The following is a 17740-nucleotide window of genomic DNA, read 5'->3' as shown; positions in this document are numbered from 1 at the left end:
TCAATGCAGCAAAAAACATCCTTAATAAAGGTTTAGAAGTCGTTGGGACGACGGCGCAGTAAAAAAAAATTTTCCAAAAAAATTTCTATATTTTTTTTTGGTTTGCGAATCCCCGCCGTCTACAACGGTGGGGAAGTTCAAAAGATGGACCTGTCAGGCTGCAGGATTTGTCTGATATGTAAACAGGATGAGGAAACATGTAAATGCTACTGGAGGGATGAGCTTTCCCCATTGATTGAAAGGATACTTGAAGCCGACTGCCTTTTAATCGGCGCTCCGATATTTTTCTCAAACCCTTCAAGCCATTACATGGCGCTTCTTGAAAGATTAATCTATTGTATCGTTTCATACAAGACAGGAAACAAGTTCAAGGGAAAGGTCAATGTGGGCTTGTTTTACACTATCAACTATCCTATGGATTATTTTGAAAAATCCGTGAGGCCTCATCTCAAGCAATCTGAGGACGTCTTGAAAATGCTCAACGGCAGGCTTGTAGTTGACACTTTTTCAAACATTTCCAAAAACGATTACTCAAAAGATGATGATACTGTTAAAGACAAAGAGGGACAGCTGAATAAGGATTTTGATACAATTTATGAAATTGCTGTCGATTTGAGCAGTTAATTTTTTTTGAATTTTTTGTGTATACAATTTTAAAAAATGAATACAAACATTTATATACTACCTTTTTCAAATAATTATTTGTATACAAAAACCAAATTTGTAATACACTTTAGGGAGTAGTATTATGGCAGACCAAAAAAGAACAAGAAGATTCACATTCGGAAATGAAAGATTCGGAGGATCATACACTCCAGGTGAATTTGAATTCAATTTCCCTGAAGATATGTCCCGTCAAGATTTCGAAAAGATGTTTTCCGAGAGAATGGAAGCATTGCACAAAAAAGGAAATGAATTTGCTGAAGAAATATTTGACCACAAATCCAAAAAGGAAAACCTAAAGCCTTTAAGTATTCGTGTAAAACCACATACAAAGGAGTTCTTCAAAAAACATTCAATTTTGTCTCCAAGGAATGTCCTTGAAATGTATGAGGAATTCAATAATGGTTCTGAAGCATTCATAAACTCATTGATTGAGGATGAAAAGGAACTTGAAAAAGAATTGGCTGAAATTCAGGAAAAGTTACACAATGCTAGACTCTTTAAGGAAAAACTCAGTGAAATGGAACCTGAAAATGATGTTCTGACTGATGACGGAAAATTGGCAAAAATTCAAAACCGTTATGAAAACACCGATATTGTCTCATTTGGAAATGAGACTCCAACAGAAAAGGCAAAGTCAGACATAATAAGGACTATTCAGATATACAATACTCTTGATGTTAGTGTCTATGGAAATGATTATCTGATCCTGACCGTATACACCAATGCCCAACCGGTATTGTATTACTTCAAGAACGAATATTCAGATGAGGATATCGCAGAAATCGTTGACCATGTCAAAGGTTATTGTGATGAAAACGATATTGGATTCCGCTCATTTGAAAATTCAGATATTTAAACACATTGGAAGTGTGCAAATTCACCTTTTCACACTTCAAAAACATTTTTAAAAAATAAAATCAAATTATTAACCAGATTCGAATCTCGGCTTGGTTAATGATTTGTAAGTATTTGTTAGGTGATGGTTGTTATAGTTCTCTATTTTTTTAATCGTTGACCAAGTCTTAATTTAAAAGCATTACAATTCCTTCAATGATTAAGACAACGCCTATAATTATTGCAATGTATATAGGTTGGTTCATTGCAAATGCGGCAAGTGCAATTAAAACAATTCCCATAATCAACACAAGTATTGAAGTAAATAATGAGAATCTGTTCATTCTTGAAATTAATCCTGCTATACCGAATATTATCATTATGAATCCGACAATATAGAATTGAATACCGATTAGGAATGATAATGCGTCAATATAGAATATGAACAGGAATCCGAATATTACCGCAATAATTCCGATGATAAGAATTATGTTTCCTCCAGTGTTGTTGATTCCGTCTCTCATGTTCCATCCCATGAATGCTGCGGAAATACCGAAAAACAGTAAACTTAAACCGACGATTATTGAGACCAATCCTGATGAAAACATTGGAAACAATATGAAAATTAAACCTAAAATCACGGATATTATTCCAGCACTTCTATTAATGTCCATTTTTTCACCTCCATTTAATAAGCTAATTTTATATATGATTAACTAATTATTTAAAAATATGTCTGATTTTGAAGAAATAATAAACACAAGAAGAAGCATTCGAGAATATAGCGACGAAGATGTAAGTGAAGAAGATATTTTAAAAATCATCAAGGCAGGAATGCAGGCACCTGGTTCAAGGCTCGGAGCGGAACCATGGGAATTTGTTGTAGTGAGAAATAAGGAAACTCTTGCAAAACTTGGTGAAATCAAACCTAGAGTAACAAACGCTCCTGTAGCTATTGTTTTGGTAGCAAACATTGAAAGGTCATTCTATAAAACAGTATGGCAACAGGATATGGGAGCAGCGGCAGAAAACATGCTGCTTGAAGCTGTAAACCTGGGACTTGGAGGTCTCTGGAACGGTGTGGCTCCTGATGAGGAAAGGATGGAAAAAATAGGTAAAATCATTGGAATCGATGATATCACCGAAACAAAACCCTACTGCATAATAACAATTGGATATCCTGCCGATGGATGGGAAAACAAGTTCATGGACAAATTCGATGAGGAAAGGATACATTATGAAAAATACTAAATACGATTTTGAAAGTGTCATTGACCGTCATGGCACAAATTCCGTAAAATGGGACTTTTTTGATGATGATTTGCCGATGTGGGTTGCGGACATGGACTTTAGGGTTGCGCCTGCAATCGAAAAAGCCATTCAGAAAAGGGCATCCCATCCAGTATACGGATATTCAATAGTTCCTGATTCATATTATGAAGCTTATATTAACTGGTGGAAATCAAATTATGATTTTGAAATGGCACGTGAAGACATGTTATATTCAATTGGTGTGGTTCCGTCCATTTCCACCATGATTAGATGTTTTACAGATGTCGGCGATAATGTCTTAATCCAATCACCAGTTTATCATGTATTTTTCTATGTAATTGAAGACAATCATAGAAATGTCGTTGAAAATGAATTGATTTATGAGAATGGTGAATATAGGATTGATTTTGATGACCTGGATAAAAAATTGGCTGAATGCAAATTGATGGTGCTTTGCAATCCTCAAAATCCTGTCGGGAAAATATGGTCCAAAGATGATCTGAATCAAATAGGCGAATTGTGCAAGAAACATGATGTAATTTTGATATCTGATGAGATTCACTGTGACTTGACAGACCCTGGAGTCAAGTATAATCCATTCATGACTTCATCCGACTATGAAAACAGTATTTTAACCATATCTCCTTCAAAATCTTTCAACATTGCAGGATTTCAAAGTTCAGTAGTCTACACAAAAAACAAGGAATTGCTTGAAAAGGTAAAAACACAGCTCCATCTTGACAATTCTGATGCATGCAATGTATTTGCCGTCAGTGCAGTTGAAGCTGCATACAATGAGTCAAAAGACTGGCTTGATGAGTTAAGGGAAGTGCTATATGATAATAAGCAAATGGTAAAGGAGTATCTATCTAACGAATTGCCGGTTGTTAAACTTGTGGACTGCGATGCAACATACCTTTTATGGTTGGACTGCACTGCATTGAATGTCTCTTCAAAAGTCTTGGGAGAATTCCTGCGTGAAAATCAGGGATTGTTCTTATCTGCCGGAAGTGATTTCGGTGAATGCGGAGATAAATTCATGAGACTGAACATTGCTTGCCCGCCAAAACTTCTTAAACAGGGACTTGCAAAATTAAAAGCAGGTGTCATTGCCTTAAACAATATCAATAATTTGTCAAAAAATATTTAGTTGGTGATATTATGAAAGAATGTCCAAATTGTGGTACAATGCTACCTGATGATGAACCATACTGTGACTATTGCGGTTTTGATCCGGATTTTGATTCAGGTGACTGGATATACTAATGGGTATCAATGAAATTCTGAATCAGCCAGTCTGATATGCTGATATCAGAATCATACCTTTCTATTTCTTCTTTTTTAAACCATTTAGCCTTAAGAATTTCATCACCGTCAACCTTGATGTCTCCACTGTCATATTCTGCAGTAAAAGCAAGCATCAGTGAGTTCGGAAACGGCCAGGACTGGCTTCTTTGATATTTCAGGTTTTTTATTTTTATTCCAATCTCTTCAAGAACTTCCCTGTGAACTGCCTCTTCAATGCTTTCGCCAGGTTCTACAAAACCTGCAACAAGGGCATACTTGTGGGTCTTGTGATAGCTGTGTTTTGCCATGAGCAATTTGTCCTCATTTTCAACTGCCACAATAATTGCAGGAGCGATGCGAGGATAGTGCACTTGACCGCATGAAGGACATTTTAACATCATGTCCTTTTCATCTAATTGAGTTTCAACTCCGCATCTTCCACAAAACCTGTGGGATATATACCAATCGCGCACAAGAACAGCTTTTCCAGCAATATGGTACAGGTCATGGTTGAATTCATAGACTTCATAAAGAGGATAGAATTCATCTTCTGTTTCAACATTGATTACGAAAGCCCTTTTGTCATTGTAAACGCCGATGAACAGGCAAAAATCAACGTCAAAATTATCAAGGGATTTTGGCAGGTTTTTGTTTTCATCTAAAAATAATTCCCTGTTTTCATTAAAAATAAATAAAATGTCATCATCAGCAGGTTGTAGGGTGTTACTGAAATCGATTTGGTAGTTTTCATAAATGGACTTTTCTATCATATTGGTATATTGGTCAATAGTTTTAATTAAGTTATTGAATGATTGCTTAAGGTTTATAAGAAATCAGATACAAAAATTATACTGGTGATATAATGGTATCAGAAAATATGGAAAAAGCATTAAATGCTCAATTAAACGCTGAAATTTACTCAGGATATTTATACTTATCCATGGCAGCTTACTTTGAAGATGAAGACTTAGCAGGATTTGCAGGTTGGATGAGAGTACAAGCAGAAGAAGAATTGGAACACGGAATGAAATTCTATGACTACATCATCAGAAGAGGAGCTTCAGTAACATTATCCGAAATCGAAGGACCTCAAACCGAATGGGACTCTCCTGTAGCAGCATTCGAACACGTGCTCGAACATGAAAAAAAGGTATCCGGCTTAATCAATGATTTAGTTGACCTTGCTATTGAAGAAAAAGACCATGCAACCAACAACTTCTTGCAATGGTTTGTAGAAGAACAAGTTGAAGAAGAAGAAAATGCTATGGAACTCGTTGCAAAAATCAAATTCGCTGATGGCGACAACAGATTGATGTACGAATTAAACAAAGAATTAGGTGGACGTGCACCTTCCGAAGACTAGATTTTATCTAGTCTAAACTTATTTTTTTTGGTGTTTAAATGAACTATCCTGACGGCCCCACCGATGAGGCACAAGTCGACTCAACACAATATGATTCAAAACTGTTGGGGGAAAATGAACTTGGAAGTGTCCATATTCACGGTCCTTTCGGAGATGCTAACTCAGATGTCAAGATAGCTTACCTGATTGGAATGCATCCTCTCGAAAGCAAGTCCCACAGGGCATTGTTTGAGAAGCTAACTGACAGTGATGATTTGAACTGCTGTTATTGGATATACAACATTAATGTCAATGACATCTCTTCTGAAACCGAAGGGCGTCTTGAAGGCCAGTTGCTTGCTCAGGAATTCGTTAAGGACGATATTATAAATAAAGATTATGATCTGTTTTTAGACATTCACTCAAACCGTGGTTCAATGGGGCCTGGCGAGTATAAGATAACAAATTTTGTTTTCGCTCCGGGATTTGATGAGGACTCCTCAGGATATATGGATGAAATAATTGATGCAATCGATGAGATTGTTTACTATGCTCCTGAATTCAGAACAAGCCCTCCATATATTACAGAACCGACAGCAAAAGCTGGAATTCCAACGTTGGTCTATGAGTGTTATTCCTATGAAAAATTCGATTTTACATTGTCTTTAGCCGAAAAGCTAATCAATGTTGTTGACAGTCTGTTTTATTAATGATTGGAATTTAAATATTATGTTTAATCTCATTTGTGTTTGTTATACATATAATTAACTACAAATGCTTATTTTTATACTTTAAACAACTTTATTTTTTTAAACTGGCATAGGATTGTCATGAAAAACTTTATTATTGTTTATATACAAATATTTAAAAGGTATTATAATATAGGAAGTGAAAAAATTGATTATCAAGGCACCTTCAAGAATACATATGTCCCTCATTGATTTGAACGGGTCATATAGGAGAGTCGATGGTGGAATTGGTCTAGCATTAGCTGATCCACAATTTGTATTGGAAGTAGAGCAAATTGAAAGTGGAATTGAACTTACATTTGCTGAAACAGTAACCGACGAAGAAGCTATTGAGGAATGTAAGGAAAAGATTCCAGACGCTGCTAAAAGAACAATAGAACATTTTGATATTGATTCTGGTTTTAAATTTATAGTTCATAACACATATCCGCCTCATTCAGGTTTTGGAAGCGGAACACAGATTGCAGTTTCAACTGCACATTTGATTACAGAAACTATGGGCATTGAAATTGAAAGTCGTGAATTGAGCTCTATTGTCGGAAGGGGAGGAACTTCCGGAATTGGAACATACACTCACGATTTGGGAGGATTTATTTTAGACGGTGGACACAGTAAAGAAGAAAAACCGTTGTTTTTACCGTCAGGTGCATCCCAGGCAAAACCTGCAACACTCATTGCCAGATATGATTTTCCTGAAGAATGGAATATTTTGATAGCTATTCCTTACATTGAAAAGCATATGGAAGGGGATGACGAGGTTGATGTGTTCCAGACATATTGTCCTATCCCTAAAGAGGAAGTTGAACAGGTATCTCACCTTATTTTGATGAACCTTGTTCCGTTCATGCTTGAAAAGGACATCAAAAACTTTGGTTGGGCTGTTAGTGAACTTCAAAAGGTTGGTTTCAACAAGCTTGAACATTCACTTGATGACAGTTACTTGCCTACAATGAAAGCTATTGAAGATGCAGGAGCATATGGTGTAGGTATTTCTTCATTCGGTCCGGTTTTATATACTGTATTCGATGAATCCAATGAGGATATTGTAGAAAAAACCAAGGAGATTATTGGAGACAAAGGAACTGTATTTGTCACAAAAGCACAAAATCATGGATTTACTATTGAAAAATAGTATTTCTTTTATCCTTTTTTTTAAAATTTTAAAATCAGTATTTCCATTTGATAAATGGATAAGTTATAATTTCTATTTTTATTTGAAAAAAATAAGTTTTGAAAGTTAGAAAAAATCTAACTTTCAGCATGTTTAAATTTCGAATCCGCCGTCTGCTTTGATGATTTGACCGTCAATGAATGAAGAATCGTCACTTGCAAGGAATAATGCTAAGTGTGCAATGTCTTCACCTTCACCGCATCTTTTAACTGGGCATTGGTCAATCATTTGTTGAAGTGCTCCTGGTCCTCCGATACTGTCTACCATTGCGGTGTGGATAAGACCTGGTGCGATACCGTTACATCTGATTTCAGGACCTAATTCCCATGCCATGGATCTGGTTAATCCCATCATTGCATGTTTACTGTCAACATATGCTGCAAATCCGTGGTGTGCTCCGAATGATGCAACGGAACAGGTGTTGACGATGGTTCCTTTTCCTTTTTCTTTCATTACAGGTGCAACTAATTGTGTGAGGAGTAATGCAGAGGTTACATTAACGTTGAATACTCTGTTCCACTCTTCAAGGGTCAGTTCCATTAATGGGGACATTGACAGCATTCCTGCGTTGTTGAAAAGAACGTCGATGGTTCCGTATTCTTCCATTGTTGCATCGAAGATTTTTTGAACGTCGTCGAGGTTTGCCATATCTGCAATGACATATATTGCTTCGTTTCCTGCAGCTTTAATGTCATCTACAACTGCTTTTGCTCTTTCTTCGTTTCTTCCAGTTACAACAACTTTTGCACCTTCAGCTGCAAATAATTTTGCGGATTCTCTACCCATACCGGAGGTTGCTCCGGTTACAATTGCTACTTTGCCTTCTAGTTTTCCCATTTTATCACCTTTCTTTTAACTACCATGATGCATGGTGGTTATAATTTATACTATATTTTTTACCCATTTAAATAATTGACTAAAATTTGTAAAGTTTTCTTTACATTTGATGAATGGGGGTATATAAAAAAGAAGATATCTTGAATATTTTCAAACAAACAAAAATAAGAAAAAGACGGAAGTTTATAAATTGTAAACTTCGTCAGCGGAAACGATGGTGATATTGTTTTTGGTTAAGACGTCGATTAGCTTATCGATGTCATCAGAATGCAACAATAAAATAGCTTTACCTGCTTTATCGTGTGTAAATGCATAAAGGTATTCCAAATCAATCAGATTGTCTTTGATGATGTCCAATACAGTAGTCAAACCGCCTGGTGTGTCGTTCATTTCAACACCGATGATTTCTGTAATTTTAACAAGGAAATTGTTTTCTTCGAGCGCTTCCTTTCCTTTTTCCGGATCATCGACCACAAGTCTTAGGATACCGAATTCGGAAGTGTCTGCCATGCACATTGCACGGATATTGACATTTGCCACGGTCAGTACTTCCAGCGGTTTTGCCAAACTGCCCATTCTGTTTTGTAAAAATATTGATAACTGTTTGATTTTCATGATCTCACCTAATGTAAATTCCTTTTGTCTATTACTCTTTTTGCTTTTCCTTCAAATCTTGGTAATGTTTTTGGTTCTACTAGAGTTACTTTAACTCTGATTCCGGTTTCGTTTTCTATTGATTTTTCGATTTTATTTTGAACATTCATCATTTCTTTGATTCCGTCGAAGAAAAGTTCATGTGACGCTTCAACTTTGACTTCGATTTCATCAAGTGTTCCAGGTCTGGTAACTATTATCATGTAATGAGGCTCTGCATCACCAACCTTAAGCAATGCTTTTTCAATTTGTGATGGGAAAATAGCTACTCCTTTGACTTTTATCATATCGTCGGACCTTCCTGTGATTCTGCTCATTCTAGCATGAGTTCTTCCGCATTCACATTTTTCATAAGTGATTTTGGTCAGGTCTTTTGTTCTGAATCTGATGACCGGCATTCCTTCCCTTTCGAGATTGGTCAATACCAGTTCTCCAGGTTGATTTTCACCTAAAACCTGTTGGGTATTTGGATTGATGATTTCAGGATAGTAAATGTCTTCTGCAATGTGCAGACCTTTTTGAGCACAGCATTCTATTCCCACTCCAGGTCCCATGAGTTCTGTCAATCCGTAGATGTTGTATGCTTTGGCTCCGAAGAGTTCTTCAACCCTCTGTCTGATTTCTTCAGTCCATCCTTCAGCTCCAAATCCTATTGCCTTAATTCCCAGTGTTTTTGGGTCGATGCCGTCTTCAAGTGCAACTTCACCGAGGTGGATTCCGTAAGATGGGGTAAAGATCAATCCGGTTGTTCCGAAGTCCTGCATGATTTCAATTTGTCTTCTGGTCTGTCCGGTTGAAATAGGGATGATTGCAGCCCCTACCTTGTGTGATCCGTAGTGAACTCCAAAACCTCCGGTAAACATTCCGTATCCGTGGGTATTTTGAAGGATATCCTCTTCTCCAATGCCCATCATTGTAAGTCCACGCGCAATGGTTTCTGCCCATGTGTCAAGGTCCTTTTCTGTGTATCCGGATACAACAGGTTTTCCGGTGGTTCCGGATGATGAGTGTAATTCCTTGATTTCTTTGATGTCGACTGCAAAAAGTCCGAACGGATAGCTTTCCCTCAGGTCATCTTTTGTGATGAATGGAAGTTTTTCAATGTCTTTTAAAGTTTCTATATCTTCAGGAAATACTTCAGCTTCGCTATATTTTTTGTTGTAGTAGGGAATCTTGTCAAATGCTCTTTTTACAGTAGCTTGAAGTTTCTTTAATTGCAATTCTTCAAGGTCTTGCCTTGGCATAGTTTCTATTTCTTCGTTCCAAAACATGTTTTGCCTCATTTTTATTTAATAATATAATATATTTATTCTCAATCACTATAAATGTTAATCTTTTTTAAGAGAAACAATCAATATAATATTGATGTTAGCATATTTTCTTATCGACTTCTTGTAAAATTTATATACTTTATTAAAGTAATAATTAATTGTAAATTAGTAAATTCAATTTGAATGGAGAAATTAATATGGATATGATGAGTGTCTTATGGCAGGTTGGTATATTTGCATCAGTTCTTGTTTTCGGGATAAAGATAGGTCTTGCATCAGGTTTAGCCAATTTGTCCAAAAAGTTATTTGCCGTAATCTGCATTGCATATGGTGGTGGAGTAATTTTGATTTCCGCTATAGCTTCTTTATATGCAGAGCAATTGATTCAGGCCATTTACGGTTACAATACAATTTTTTATATTATAATGGCTTCAATCATGATTATTGCAGGTCTTTTTACAATCAGAGAGTGGAAAATACATGATAAAAATACATCTACAGCAACTTCTCTAGCTATTATTGCTCCTTGTCCATGTTGTTTTGGTTCTATCATTGCAAGCGTTCTGGTTGTTGCACCAACTATCGGTGTCAGTTCACTTAATTTAAGTTGGTATGCTGCAGCGGCACTCGTTGGAGTAATGATTGTGACTTATCTGGCATCAAATACAATCATCAGGTTTATTTCAAAACCTTATCCGGTTGTGCTGGGTAATTTCATGCTTTTGCTTGGAGCATATTTCCTGCTTTCAGCTATTGTAATTCCAAACATTGCAGGAGCCCTAACCAAAACAATGAGTCCAATATCCCTTGGTTCTCCTCAAGACATACTCATGATAATATTGGCATTTGCCATCCTGATTGTCGGAGGTATGGTTTTAACTAAAAGAGGCAGAAATATTCTAGAATAAATGTTTAGGTGAAAAAAATATGGCTTTAAATATTCCAGGTGGAGAATTTTTAACTGGTTCTCTTGATGTGATTTCACAAAGTTTAACAATTCCGGTACTTGTTATTTTGCTTGTAATTGTTATAATCTCAATTATATCTTTAGGTGGGGTAATTGCGGAGTACACATCAAGAAAAAAGGTTCCTGTGGGAACTATCAGGGACTTGATTTATCAAATCAATGCCGCTGAATCTCATGAAAAATTAAAAAGTGTTATTTCCGGAGCTAAAATTCCAAAAGCTCAAAAAAAGGTCTTGACTGAAATCGCATCTTCCGATGCCTTAGGAAATGATTCCCGTGAGGCATTGGCCCGTAAATTGTTCGAGTTTGAAGAGGAAAAGACCATGAATAATTTACAAAAGACCGATATCATTACACGTATCGGACCTACATTAGGTTTAATGGGTACATTGATTCCTATGGGTCCGGGTCTTGCAGCATTGGGTGCAGGAGACATCAATACCCTTGCAAGCTCCTTGACCGTTGCGTTCAACACTACAATTGTAGGTATCGGTTCAGGTGCATTATGTTATGTTATCGGTAAAATCAGATCCGGATGGTATGACAGATACCTGTCCGATTTGGATGCCTTGATAGATTCAGTTCTTGACAGAATGAATAGATAGTGATTTTATGGTACGAAAACAGGGAAGACGAAGGGCTAAAAGAGTCGAAGAAGACCCAATGGCAGGTACATCCAACCTTGTGGATGCAATGCTTGTTATTGCTGTTGGATTTTTAGTTTTTGTAATCATAAGTTGGAACATGCAGGCTATGATTGATCCAAGCCAGAACATTCAAGAACAAATGCAGCAACAGACCATGACTGAAGTTGACCAGGGCCAGCAGCTGAATGAAACTCCTGATACTTCAAACAGCTCAGGTCAGGGATATACTGAAATGGGTAAGGTTTACAAGGACCCTGCGACGGGTAAGCTGATTATGGTGGAAGGTTAGTCCTTTCACAACAAAACTTTTTTTTACTATTTTTTGCGAATTTCTATTTTTACCAAAACCTTTATGTTTAAGTTACAATCTAACTTTAACTAACGAATTTTTTCATGATTTGATTGTGCAGGTGCACTGATATTTTATGCATTATCTATAATCAAATCGGTACTTATTAACTGTTGATGGTGTTTAGTTATATGGAATTCTGTCCTGATTGCGGTAAGATGTTAATGCCTAAAAACGGCAAGATTAAATGTAGATGCGGCTATGAAAAATCACTGACTGACGACGATATCGAGGAGCAGTATCACATGGAAGGAGAAACCAACCCTCAGGCGAAGGTCATAGTTACAGACAGAAACAATGTGGCGCTTCCCACTACAAAAATTACATGTTATAAATGCGGCGGAACCAAGGGTTACTGGTGGACAGTACAGACCAGATCTGCAGATGAGGCACCAACCAATTTTATACGTTGCGCCAAATGCGGAAACACCTGGAGAAGCTCAAATTAGCTTCAATTAATTCTTTTTTTTAAAATTCAGTAATCAATTCAATTAAATTGGATATTAAGGATATGGAGTTTGCTACAAAATTCAACATAACCAACGGTTACAGATTGAAGGTTTATGCTGTTGACTTTAAAGCTGGTGAGAGAGGAGCATACTTTGACGTATTGCTGACTGATAGTGAAGGCAATCCACTTGCAAATCAAGTTGTCTACTTTGCTATTAACGGTTGGGTGCACATTAAAGAAACTGATGAAAAAGGTGTTGCTCATCTTCAAATCAACTTGCAGGATGCTAACTACTACACATGCGCTCCATGTTTCCTCGGAAATGATACATACAATGCGACATTTGCTTCCGCAATGCTTGAAGTAGTCAAAAAACCGATTACAATTTCAGCCGCTGCTAAATCTTACAAAGCAACTGCAAAAATCAACGCTAAAGGACAAGCTACCTTCTCACTTAAACTGACCAAGAAAGGTAACTTCCAGGCTGTCATTAAGTTTGCTGGTGACAAAACATACAACAGTGCAAGCAAAAAGGTAAAAATAACAATTAAATAGTGAGATAATATCTCACTAACTTTTTTTATTTTTTTCCAAATATTCTCATGTTATTTTAATGCATTTGTGATACTCTTAAAACATAAGATACTACTTTTTCTTTGATAATTTTTATATCTACTTTCCATTTGCTTTATTTGATAATGTTCTATAGAATATTTAATAAGAATCATGTATACTTGTAAAAAAGATATTGAAACTTTTTCCGGATTTGAAAATCTCTGATTAATAATACTCTAAAAATTATAAAAAATTAAGTTGATGGTGAGGCTATAAATGGTGTTGGGGGAATGAAAAGATTCATTTCCAGAAATCAAGGTCTTCTTCATTGATGCCGATTGAGCTTGCTTTAAATACAGGGTCTTTTCCCGCTTTTTTCTGTATTTCGTAATCTTTCAGACATCCAATAGCATATTTTCCCAGAATCATACATGTCGGAAGGTTGATAAGGGTCATTGCTCCCATGGTAATGTCCGCTGCAGCCCAGGCCGCATCCATCGGGATGATAGCGCCGACAAAGATAACGATTGTACATGCTACATAGAAAACTTTCATGAATCTTTCTGAAGGTTTTTTCTGATGGTTCATGTACGCAAGTGCATTGTCCACGTAGTAAATGTTTCCGAGCAATGTTGTGAATGCGAATAATGTCATAGCTACTGTGATGAATATTGGTCCTGCAGTTCCGAACACTGTTGAAATTGCATTTTGCACATATGGAGCGCCTGAAACTGCTGCGTCTCTTGCAACTCCTGTGGAAAGGCACATCAATGCGGTAGCGGAACAGATGATTAATGTATCAATATAAACTGACAGTGTCTGTACAAGTCCCTGTTTTGCAGGGTGTGACACTTTTGCGGAAGCTGAAGCGTTTGGTGCTGAACCTACACCTGCCTCGTTTGAAAAGAGTCCTCTTTTGATTCCGTAAACAAGACAGGATCCGAGAACTCCCCCTGCAATTGACTTGAAATCAAATGCGTCCTGGAAAATAAGAACAAACATTGATGGAATATTTGCATAGTTTATTAAAATCACGATTAAAGCAACGAGAACGTATGCTCCACCAATGAGAGGCACTACTGTACTGGTAACCTTGATGATCCTGTTTCCTCCTCCCATCAGGCAGTATCCTGTAATGAGGGCTAGAATAGCACCTATGATGAGCGGAGTGGTTGTAGGGTGGTAGAAGTGGTAATCCATAAATGTGGACTGGAGGTTATATGAACATAACAAGTTGAATCCAAGTGCGTATGTTGCAATTAGGCATATGCAGAACACTATTGCAAGCTTGTGCTGCTTCAGTCCTTTTTCTATGTAATATGCAGGACCTCCGTATGCCTGTCCTTCATTGTCCTTTCTTTTATAAATCTGTGCCAGGGTACTTTCCATGAATGCGGATGATGCTCCGATAATACACATGAGCCACATCCAGAAACATGCTCCCGGACCACCAATACAGATTGCTGTTGACACACCAATAATGTTTCCTGTCCCTACCCTTGATGCGGTGGACACCAGCATCGCCTGCAGGGATGATACGGAGTTGTCATCTTCTTTTGGTTCCAATAGAAGTCTTACAGACTCAATTGCCAATCTGATTTGAACTCCTCTTGTACGAAAAGTGAAATACAATCCTGCAACTGCCATTACTATAATCAGAACAGGAAAGTACAAAAAGTCATCGATTTGTATTAGTATATTGAGTAAATCTATCATAAAGTCATCCTTGTAAGTTAGTGATTCGATAATTTTTGAATCCAATATAATATATATTGTCAGTAATACTTTAATAAATGTGTACTATTCATCTAATATTGATAAAAAAGCCATAGAGATAGTATTTTATCATAATAAATAATCATGTATTCAAATTTTATTACTGAAATTATTTCTTTATTCAGATTTTGTAATGAGTTTTTAAATCGGTGTTTTTCAATACCCATAATGTATTTTTTTGTATCAAATTTTATTCAGTGATTAAAAATAACATATGGTACATAAGTATATATGGACTGAATGCACAATATCTGTTTACAAATTTGAATTGGTGATATTATGGCTCGCAAGACATTCAATGAAAAATTGCAAGACTCTAAGGACATGCCTAAAATCGTAACTGTTGATGATGAAAGGTCAGTTGAACGTTATGGCGGAAGCCAAATGTTGATTGCGCCGCCTTTGGAATATGATGAAATCATGTCTCATATTCCGGAAGGCAAATTAATTACAACCAAGGAAATCCGTGAATTTTTAGCAAAAAAGCACGGTGCCGAATTTACCTGTCCTTTGACAGCGGGAATATTCATATCTCTGGCTGCAAGGGCAAGTTGTGAACGTGAAACTGGCAGGATTCCATTCTGGAGAACACTGAAAAGTGGCGGTGAACTGAATCCGAAATACCCAGGCGGAATTGAATATCAAAAGAAAATGCTTGAGGCGGAAGGTTTCACATTCACCACAAAAGGCCGTAAAAATATCAGATATCTTGTTCAAGATTATGAAAAGTATCTCTATGAGTTTGAAAAGTAATATGATTGAATAGGTTTTCTATTCTCTTTTTCTTTTTTTGTGAAATAATTTATATGATTTAAAATAAAGTATTAATTAATGAAGTCTCTTGAAAAAACAATAAAATCCGTGGCTGAAAATCCAAAATATATTTTCCGTTTAACCGTTCAGGGAGTTATGGTAGGTATATTTGCCGGATTGATGGTGTGTTTGTACAGGTTTTTATTGTACGGTTCAGAACATGTTTTAAGAGATTATTTGTCAGTAATACATGGAAATGTGTTGTACATAATTCTGTTTTTCATCGCTCTTGCGGTTATGGGGCTTTTGGTCGACTTTCTCACAAAATGGGAAGTTGATTCTGCAGGAAGTGGAATACCTCAGGTGTATGCAGAGGTAAAGGGTCACATGGAAGCTAATTGGGCAAAAGTATTATTTTCCAAAATAGTTTCCGGAGTTTTAACTGCTCTTGGGGGACTCTCACTTGGTCCTGAAGGTCCGTCAGTCCAGATTGGTGGTATGGCAGGTAAGGGAATTGCAAAACTTTTCAAGGGATCCAAAACCGATGAGCTCAGGCTGATTCTGGTAGGTTCTGCAGTAGGTATTACAGCCGCATTCAACGCTCCACTTGCAGGTGTGCTTTTTGTTTTGGAGGAAATCAATCACGGATTCGACAAGACTCTTGTATTCATTGCACTTGTTTCAGCTATCGTGTCCGATTTCATATCAAAGGTGATATTCGGCCAGTCAACAGCCCTTACATTTCCAATCCACAACATTCCCCTTGAATCCTACTGGCTTCTTGTTGTGCTGGGAGTTGCAATAGGTCTTTTGGGTTACGTCTACAATATAGGAATGATAAAGTCAAGCGACCTTGTAAACAGGCTGAATATTCCGTCCTGGCTTAAGTTTGTATTGGTTTTCATGGTTTCAGGTGTTGTCGCACTTACAATTCCGGAAATCAGTGACGGCGGACACTTCATGATGGACATGCTGGGCATAGCAATGCCTTCACTTGGAGTGCTGGTATTGCTTCTTGTAATGAAATATCTCTTTTCAATGTTTTCATTCTCATCCGGAGCTCCCGGTGGCATATTTTTACCTATACTGGTATTGGGCGCTTATATTGGAGCGGTCTTCGGGTCAATTGTGGTTCCTGCATTCGGATTTGAGCAGGCGCTGGTTTACAAGTTCATTGTGATTTCAATGGCAGGATTTTTTGCAGCTACCGTAAGGTCCCCGATTACCGGTATCGTCCTTATAGCTGAGATGTGCGGCTCAACAGAGTCCCTTGTGGCAATGGTCATTGTTTCTCTTATAGCTTATGTTGTACCTACACTTCTCGGAAACGAGCCGATTTATGAGTCACTGTATGACAGGCTGCTTGTTAATAAAAACCGTGAATTTGTTAAAAAACCTTCAAAACATGTGTTGAGCGAGTATCTTGTGCCGTTGGATTGCAATTACATTAATTTTAAAGTGAAAGACATTCCATTTCCTAAAAACGCAATCGTAGTGTCAGTTATAAGAAACGGCAAGTACATTATTCCGAGTGAGGATTTCCATATAAAATACGGTGACCAGATTCACATTCTGACTGATGTTAATGACTATCCTTATGTTCGTGAAGAGATTGAAGAGCTTTTCGGTGGTTAAATGAGTTTGATTTTTAAAAGACATAGTGTGCGTAAGTTTACAGATGAAAAAGTGCCTGATGAGAAAATAGAAACTCTCCTTAAGGCAGGCATGCAGGCACCCTCAGCGTGCAATTCACAGCCTTGGGAATTCATTGTAGTGTCAAAGCCTGAGGACAAGTTGGCAATTTCCAGGATGCATCAGTTTGCAAAACCTGCCCAAAAGGCATCTCATCTGATAATTACTCTGGGAAATCTCAATGAGGCATGTGTAATCGGAATGATTGAACAGGACCTTGGGGCATGCAACGAAAACATCCTTCTTCAGGCCACTCATGAAGGCCTTGGTGCTGTCTGGTTAGGTTTTCATCCGATTGAAGACAGGACATTAAAACTCAAGGAATATCTGGAAATTCCCGATTACTGCATTCCCTTTTCAGTAATATGCGTTGGCTATCCCGCACATGAAAGTGAAGTGAAACTCAGATATGATGAGACAAAAGTTCACTACCATAAATTTTAATTTTAAATATTTTGAAAACATAG

The 17740-nt window shown here is 37.1% G+C and carries 22 protein-coding genes; 16 read left to right on the top strand and 6 right to left on the bottom strand.

Annotation, left to right across the window (positions count from 1 at the left end; genetic code table 11):
- Positions 1–102 precede the first annotated feature (102 nt).
- Both ACKI30_RS07245 and ACKI30_RS07240 read left to right on the top strand, forming a co-directional pair.
- Positions 103–624: a flavodoxin family protein gene (locus tag ACKI30_RS07245; protein ID WP_407411189.1), complete on the top strand. Its 522-nt coding sequence runs from the start codon at positions 103–105 to the stop codon at positions 622–624.
- A 124-nt stretch (positions 625–748) separates the two neighbouring features.
- The gene (locus tag ACKI30_RS07240; protein ID WP_407411187.1) at positions 749–1522 is read left to right on the top strand and encodes a hypothetical protein; all 774 of its coding nucleotides are present in this window, start codon (positions 749–751) and stop codon (positions 1520–1522) included.
- Positions 1523–1688: 166 nt separating this feature from the next.
- Here the strand turns inward: ACKI30_RS07240 and ACKI30_RS07235 are convergent, their stop codons facing one another.
- Entirely contained in the window at positions 1689–2174 is a 486-nt protein-coding gene (locus ACKI30_RS07235) for a DUF308 domain-containing protein (RefSeq protein WP_407411185.1), read from the bottom strand.
- A gap of 58 nt (positions 2175–2232) precedes the next feature.
- Between ACKI30_RS07235 and ACKI30_RS07230 the strand changes: the two genes are divergently transcribed.
- From ACKI30_RS07230 to ACKI30_RS07220, 3 genes are read left to right on the top strand one after another with little or no spacing between them, the layout of a single operon-like run.
- The gene (locus tag ACKI30_RS07230; protein ID WP_407411183.1) at positions 2233–2751 is read left to right on the top strand and encodes a nitroreductase family protein; all 519 of its coding nucleotides are present in this window, start codon (positions 2233–2235) and stop codon (positions 2749–2751) included.
- Complete coding sequence (locus ACKI30_RS07225; protein WP_407411181.1) at positions 2738–3922, top strand: MalY/PatB family protein; 1185 nt, start codon at positions 2738–2740, stop codon at positions 3920–3922. Before ACKI30_RS07230 ends, ACKI30_RS07225 begins: the two co-directional genes overlap by 14 nt.
- A gap of 11 nt (positions 3923–3933) precedes the next feature.
- Positions 3934–4038 carry a zinc-ribbon domain-containing protein gene (locus ACKI30_RS07220; RefSeq protein WP_292742318.1) on the top strand — a complete coding sequence of 35 codons (105 nt, stop codon included), beginning with the start codon at positions 3934–3936 and terminating at the stop codon, positions 4036–4038.
- On the opposite strand, the gene nudC is transcribed toward ACKI30_RS07220, so the two are convergent.
- Complete coding sequence (gene nudC / locus ACKI30_RS07215) at positions 4035–4829, bottom strand: NAD(+) diphosphatase (RefSeq protein ID WP_407411179.1); 795 nt, start codon at positions 4827–4829, stop codon at positions 4035–4037. The two genes, ACKI30_RS07220 and nudC, sit on opposite strands and share 4 nt — an antisense overlap.
- 92 nt (positions 4830–4921) lie before the next feature.
- Here nudC and ACKI30_RS07210 point away from each other — a divergent pair, with 92 nt between their 5' ends.
- From ACKI30_RS07210 to ACKI30_RS07200, 3 genes are all read left to right on the top strand, one after another.
- The gene (locus ACKI30_RS07210; RefSeq protein ID WP_407411177.1) at positions 4922–5422 is read left to right on the top strand and encodes a ferritin; all 501 of its coding nucleotides are present in this window, start codon (positions 4922–4924) and stop codon (positions 5420–5422) included.
- A gap of 38 nt (positions 5423–5460) precedes the next feature.
- Entirely contained in the window at positions 5461–6111 is a 651-nt protein-coding gene (locus tag ACKI30_RS07205) for an adhesin (protein WP_407411175.1), read from the top strand.
- 187 nt (positions 6112–6298) lie between these two features.
- Positions 6299–7282, top strand: coding sequence for a beta-ribofuranosylaminobenzene 5'-phosphate synthase (locus ACKI30_RS07200; RefSeq protein ID WP_407411173.1), 984 nt, complete (start codon positions 6299–6301; stop codon positions 7280–7282).
- Between the two features lie 132 nt (positions 7283–7414).
- On the opposite strand, the gene ACKI30_RS07195 is transcribed toward ACKI30_RS07200, so the two are convergent.
- The 3 genes from ACKI30_RS07195 to ACKI30_RS07185 all read right to left on the bottom strand — a co-directional run bounded on the left by ACKI30_RS07195 (position 7415) and on the right by ACKI30_RS07185 (position 10083).
- Positions 7415–8158, bottom strand: a complete 744-nt coding sequence (locus tag ACKI30_RS07195; protein ID WP_292742323.1) for an SDR family NAD(P)-dependent oxidoreductase — start codon at positions 8156–8158, stop codon at positions 7415–7417.
- 183 nt (positions 8159–8341) lie between these two features.
- Positions 8342–8773, bottom strand: coding sequence for an acetolactate synthase (locus tag ACKI30_RS07190; RefSeq protein ID WP_407411170.1), 432 nt, complete (start codon positions 8771–8773; stop codon positions 8342–8344).
- Between the two features lie 8 nt (positions 8774–8781).
- Positions 8782–10083, bottom strand: a complete 1302-nt coding sequence (locus ACKI30_RS07185) for a phenylacetate--CoA ligase family protein (RefSeq protein ID WP_407411168.1) — start codon at positions 10081–10083, stop codon at positions 8782–8784.
- Positions 10084–10280: 197 nt separating this feature from the next.
- Here ACKI30_RS07185 and ACKI30_RS07180 point away from each other — a divergent pair, with 197 nt between their 5' ends.
- The 5 genes from ACKI30_RS07180 (at position 10281) to ACKI30_RS07160 (ending at position 13052) form a co-directional block, all read left to right on the top strand.
- Positions 10281–10991 carry a DUF2162 domain-containing protein gene (locus ACKI30_RS07180; protein WP_292742325.1) on the top strand — a complete coding sequence of 237 codons (711 nt, stop codon included), beginning with the start codon at positions 10281–10283 and terminating at the stop codon, positions 10989–10991.
- Between the two features lie 19 nt (positions 10992–11010).
- Positions 11011–11655 (top strand): MotA/TolQ/ExbB proton channel family protein, encoded by a 645-nt coding sequence (locus ACKI30_RS07175; protein WP_407411166.1) that lies wholly within the window; start codon positions 11011–11013, stop codon positions 11653–11655.
- 7 nt (positions 11656–11662) lie between these two features.
- On the top strand, positions 11663–11986 hold the full coding sequence (locus ACKI30_RS07170; RefSeq protein ID WP_407411164.1) for a DUF2149 domain-containing protein: 324 nt from the start codon (positions 11663–11665) through the stop codon (positions 11984–11986).
- A gap of 191 nt (positions 11987–12177) precedes the next feature.
- Positions 12178–12495: a transcription factor S gene (locus ACKI30_RS07165; RefSeq protein WP_407411162.1), complete on the top strand. Its 318-nt coding sequence runs from the start codon at positions 12178–12180 to the stop codon at positions 12493–12495.
- A gap of 47 nt (positions 12496–12542) precedes the next feature.
- Entirely contained in the window at positions 12543–13052 is a 510-nt protein-coding gene (locus ACKI30_RS07160; RefSeq protein ID WP_407411160.1) for a hypothetical protein, read from the top strand.
- Positions 13053–13352: 300 nt separating this feature from the next.
- Here the strand turns inward: ACKI30_RS07160 and ACKI30_RS07155 are convergent, their stop codons facing one another.
- Entirely contained in the window at positions 13353–14768 is a 1416-nt protein-coding gene (locus tag ACKI30_RS07155; RefSeq protein ID WP_407411158.1) for an alanine/glycine:cation symporter family protein, read from the bottom strand.
- Between the two features lie 339 nt (positions 14769–15107).
- Here ACKI30_RS07155 and ACKI30_RS07150 point away from each other — a divergent pair, with 339 nt between their 5' ends.
- The 3 genes from ACKI30_RS07150 (at position 15108) to ACKI30_RS07140 (ending at position 17717) form a co-directional block, all read left to right on the top strand.
- A complete protein-coding gene (locus ACKI30_RS07150; protein WP_407411156.1) occupies positions 15108–15581 on the top strand; it encodes a methylated DNA-protein cysteine methyltransferase in 474 nt (157 codons plus the stop codon).
- Positions 15582–15659: 78 nt separating this feature from the next.
- Positions 15660–17216: a chloride channel protein gene (locus tag ACKI30_RS07145; RefSeq protein WP_407411154.1), complete on the top strand. Its 1557-nt coding sequence runs from the start codon at positions 15660–15662 to the stop codon at positions 17214–17216.
- Positions 17217–17717, top strand: a complete 501-nt coding sequence (locus ACKI30_RS07140) for a nitroreductase family protein (RefSeq protein ID WP_407411152.1) — start codon at positions 17217–17219, stop codon at positions 17715–17717.
- Positions 17718–17740 lie beyond the last annotated feature (23 nt).

Origin of the sequence: Methanobrevibacter sp. (genome assembly GCF_045539575.1) — an archaeon.
Classification (GTDB): Archaea; Methanobacteriota; Methanobacteria; order Methanobacteriales; family Methanobacteriaceae; genus Methanocatella.
Note: the sequence above shows the minus strand (reverse complement) of the source record. Positions and strands in the feature narration are given on the sequence as shown.

What these genes read in the sequence shown, in the direction of transcription:
- ACKI30_RS07195 (WP_292742323.1), bottom strand. Translation starts at nt 8,158, where the DNA reads ATGGGAAAACTAGAAGGCAAAGTAGCAATTGTAACCGGAGCAACCTCC.
- ACKI30_RS07140 (WP_407411152.1), top strand. Translation starts at nt 17,217, where the DNA reads ATGAGTTTGATTTTTAAAAGACATAGTGTGCGTAAGTTTACAGATGAA.
- ACKI30_RS07180 (WP_292742325.1), top strand. Translation starts at nt 10,281, where the DNA reads ATGGATATGATGAGTGTCTTATGGCAGGTTGGTATATTTGCATCAGTT.
- ACKI30_RS07190 (WP_407411170.1), bottom strand. Translation starts at nt 8,773, where the DNA reads ATGAAAATCAAACAGTTATCAATATTTTTACAAAACAGAATGGGCAGT.
- ACKI30_RS07225 (WP_407411181.1), top strand. Translation starts at nt 2,738, where the DNA reads ATGAAAAATACTAAATACGATTTTGAAAGTGTCATTGACCGTCATGGC.
- nudC (WP_407411179.1), bottom strand. Translation starts at nt 4,829, where the DNA reads ATGATAGAAAAGTCCATTTATGAAAACTACCAAATCGATTTCAGTAAC.
- ACKI30_RS07235 (WP_407411185.1), bottom strand. Translation starts at nt 2,174, where the DNA reads ATGGACATTAATAGAAGTGCTGGAATAATATCCGTGATTTTAGGTTTA.
- ACKI30_RS07145 (WP_407411154.1), top strand. Translation starts at nt 15,660, where the DNA reads ATGAAGTCTCTTGAAAAAACAATAAAATCCGTGGCTGAAAATCCAAAA.
- ACKI30_RS07150 (WP_407411156.1), top strand. Translation starts at nt 15,108, where the DNA reads ATGGCTCGCAAGACATTCAATGAAAAATTGCAAGACTCTAAGGACATG.
- ACKI30_RS07240 (WP_407411187.1), top strand. Translation starts at nt 749, where the DNA reads ATGGCAGACCAAAAAAGAACAAGAAGATTCACATTCGGAAATGAAAGA.
- ACKI30_RS07210 (WP_407411177.1), top strand. Translation starts at nt 4,922, where the DNA reads ATGGTATCAGAAAATATGGAAAAAGCATTAAATGCTCAATTAAACGCT.
- ACKI30_RS07205 (WP_407411175.1), top strand. Translation starts at nt 5,461, where the DNA reads ATGAACTATCCTGACGGCCCCACCGATGAGGCACAAGTCGACTCAACA.
- ACKI30_RS07165 (WP_407411162.1), top strand. Translation starts at nt 12,178, where the DNA reads ATGGAATTCTGTCCTGATTGCGGTAAGATGTTAATGCCTAAAAACGGC.
- ACKI30_RS07230 (WP_407411183.1), top strand. Translation starts at nt 2,233, where the DNA reads ATGTCTGATTTTGAAGAAATAATAAACACAAGAAGAAGCATTCGAGAA.
- ACKI30_RS07170 (WP_407411164.1), top strand. Translation starts at nt 11,663, where the DNA reads ATGGTACGAAAACAGGGAAGACGAAGGGCTAAAAGAGTCGAAGAAGAC.
- ACKI30_RS07185 (WP_407411168.1), bottom strand. Translation starts at nt 10,083, where the DNA reads ATGTTTTGGAACGAAGAAATAGAAACTATGCCAAGGCAAGACCTTGAA.
- ACKI30_RS07155 (WP_407411158.1), bottom strand. Translation starts at nt 14,768, where the DNA reads ATGATAGATTTACTCAATATACTAATACAAATCGATGACTTTTTGTAC.
- ACKI30_RS07175 (WP_407411166.1), top strand. Translation starts at nt 11,011, where the DNA reads ATGGCTTTAAATATTCCAGGTGGAGAATTTTTAACTGGTTCTCTTGAT.
- ACKI30_RS07220 (WP_292742318.1), top strand. Translation starts at nt 3,934, where the DNA reads ATGAAAGAATGTCCAAATTGTGGTACAATGCTACCTGATGATGAACCA.